Here is a 2,579-nt window from a genome sequence, read left to right on the forward strand (position 1 = left end):
GTGGGGGCCTGGGCACGCCTGCGGGGCGATAGCCGGGAGCCGCGGGAGGAGCACGCCGTGCACGGGACCGGGTGGAACGAGGAGTTCCGCGGCGATGACACTGCCGTGGCCGGGACCGGCCAGGGAGCCGGGGCGGCGGGGCGGCGCGGTTCAACAGCCTCGCGCTGCTCGCTGCGGGTGCTCGCGCTGCGGGCGGTGGTCACCTCGCTCGACGGGGATCGGGAGGTCGGCTGCGAACTGAGCACCGAGCTGCCCGAGGCCCCCGGAGGCCCGGATAGTCCAGGGGATGCGGCGGCGGAGGCGGTTCGGGCGGCGGAGGCGCTGGGCATCCGAGCGGCAGAGGTCCTGGTGGAGGACGGTGCCGGCGAGACCGTCGACCTGCACGCCAACAAGGCCCGACGGGGCTGAGGCCATGGCGCAGTCCACCTCACGCAACCACCCGCTCGGACACCCGTCGGACGAGCCCCGCGAGGCCGCCGACACACCGCTGGCGGGGCGGGTCGTACTGCTGCCGCGGGTCAAGGAACCGGATCGCATTGCCTCGGCGCTGGCGCGGGCCGGGACGGAGGTACAACGCGCCGCTGTGACGAGAACCGTTCCGGGGGACGCTGCGGCCCTGGAGGCGACTGCGCGGCGGATCGTGGCGGGCGAGGCCGCCTGGCTGGTGCTCACCTCGGCCCGGACCGTCGAGGCACTGGCGCCGTACCTGCCCGCAGAAGCCGGAATCGGCCCGGCGGCCGGGAGCCATGGGCATCACAACGATTCCGGCGCTTCCCATGCCCACTCCGACGCTGTACCTCACCGCGCCCGAGCGACATCACCCGGACAGCGGCCCGGCGCAGCGATCTTGCCGGTACGGGTGGCCGTCGTCGGGCCGGCAACCGCGCGCGCCTGGACCGAGCTCACCGGGGCCGCCCCCGACCTGGTGGCCCGGGGCTCGGCCGCCGCCCTCCTGGAGGAGCCCGCGCTCGCCGGCGGCCCCGGAGCCGTCCCGACACCGGCCCGGAACTCGGATTCAGGCACAGACCCTCGTAGCTTCCCCTGCGGCGCCCCCGGCTCGCATGACTCCGACCGGAGTGCCCGAACATTCGGAGATTCTCCCGCTTGTCCTCAAGGCGCCCCGGAGGCGGCGGGGCGCGTGCTGCTGCCGGCCTCGGCCCTGGCCGACCCGACTTTGGCGGATAGCCTGCGCCGGGCGGGTTGGGAGGTGGAGCAGGTGGCCGCCTACTCGACCGTCACGGCCAGCGCCTGCGACCTGCCCACGGACCTGCCCCGCGTGTGGGCCGACGGCGGCGTGGACGCCGTCGTGCTCACCGCCCCATCCACGACGCGGGCCGTCCTGGAGCTGCTCGGATCGCCGCCTACCGCCACCCGACTCGTGGCGATCGGCGCCACCACCGCGAGCGCCGCCCACGAGCTGGGCCTGCCGGTCGCCGCCACCGCCTCCTCCCCCACGCCCGAGGGCGTCCTCCGCGCCGTTATCGCCACCATGACGCCGGATCCAGCAATGTTCACCACTCCCCCACTCAGGAGCACCTCATGACCGACTCCCTTCGACCGGCCGCCGACTTCCTGTCGCGCCGCTCCGTCCCCGACCCGCAGCCCCCCGCCGTGCGGCCCCGGCGCCTGCGCACCACCCCGGCGATGCGGCACCTGGCGCGTGAGCACGTCGTGGACCCGGCCGCCCTCATCCTGCCGGTGTTCGTGCGCGAGGACATTGACACCCCCCGCCCCGTGGAGGCGATGCCCGGCGTCGTCCAGCACACGCTGGACTCGCTGCGCCGCGAGGCCGCCGCCTGCGCCGAGGCCGGCGTCGGCGCCATCGACCTGTTCGGCGTGCCCGCCGAGCGCGACGCGTCTGGCACCGCGGCCTGGGCCGAGGACGGCATCCTCAACCGCGGCATTTCGGCCGTGCGTGCGGAGGTGGGGGACGACGTCGTCGTGTGCGCGGACACCTGCCTGGACGAGTTCACCAGCCACGGCCACTGCGGGCTGCTCCGCCCCGACGGCCCGCGCGCCGGCGAGGTCGACAACGACGCCACCCTGGCCACCTACCAGGCGATGGCCATCTCCCAGGCGGAGGCCGGGGCGCACATGGTCTCGCCGTCGGGGATGATGGACGGGCAGGTCGCCGCGATCCGCGCCGCCCTGGACGCCACCGGGCACGACGACGTCGCGATCCTGGCCTACTCGGCGAAGTACGCCTCGGCCTACTTCGGGCCGTTCCGGGAGGCCGTGGGCTCCACGCTCACCGGGGACCGGCGCGCCTACCAGCAGGATCCGGCCAACCGCCGCGAGGGCCTGCGCGAGGTCATGCTCGACGTCGAGCAGGGGGCGGACATCGTCATGGTCAAGCCGGCCGGCCCCTACCTGGACGTGCTGGCCGACGTCGCCGCCGCCTCACCGGTGCCGGTGGCCGCCTACCAGGTCAGCGGCGAGTACGCGATGGTGGAGGCGGCCGCGCAGCGCGGGTGGATCGACCGCGAGCGCGTCATCGCCGAGTCGGTGCTGGGGATCGTGCGCGCGGGGGCGGACATGATCCTGACCTACTGGGCCAGGGAGATCGCCGAGAACCCGGC

The 2,579-nt window shown here is 75.0% G+C and carries 3 protein-coding genes; all 3 read left to right on the plus strand.

What is annotated here, in order from left to right; genetic code table 11:
- Window positions 1-408: hypothetical protein (locus tag RWR81_RS13585; RefSeq protein ID WP_314458233.1), on the plus strand; the 408-nt coding region annotated here is incomplete at its 5' end.
- Window positions 409-412: 4 nt separating this feature from the next.
- Window positions 413-1,543 carry a uroporphyrinogen-III synthase gene (locus tag RWR81_RS13590; protein WP_314458234.1) on the plus strand — a complete coding sequence of 377 codons (1,131 nt, stop codon included), beginning with the start codon at window positions 413-415 and terminating at the stop codon, window positions 1,541-1,543.
- The coding region (gene hemB, locus RWR81_RS13595) for a porphobilinogen synthase (RefSeq protein ID WP_314458235.1) at window positions 1,540-2,579 on the plus strand (1,040 nt) is incomplete at its 3' end. The genes RWR81_RS13590 and hemB, both read left to right, overlap by 4 nt.

Origin of the sequence: uncultured Actinomyces sp. (assembly GCF_963526355.1) — a bacterium.
Classification (GTDB): Bacteria; Actinomycetota; Actinomycetes; order Actinomycetales; family Actinomycetaceae; genus Actinomyces.

What these genes read in the sequence shown, in the direction of transcription:
- RWR81_RS13590 (WP_314458234.1), top strand. Translation starts at nt 413, where the DNA reads ATGGCGCAGTCCACCTCACGCAACCACCCGCTCGGACACCCGTCGGAC.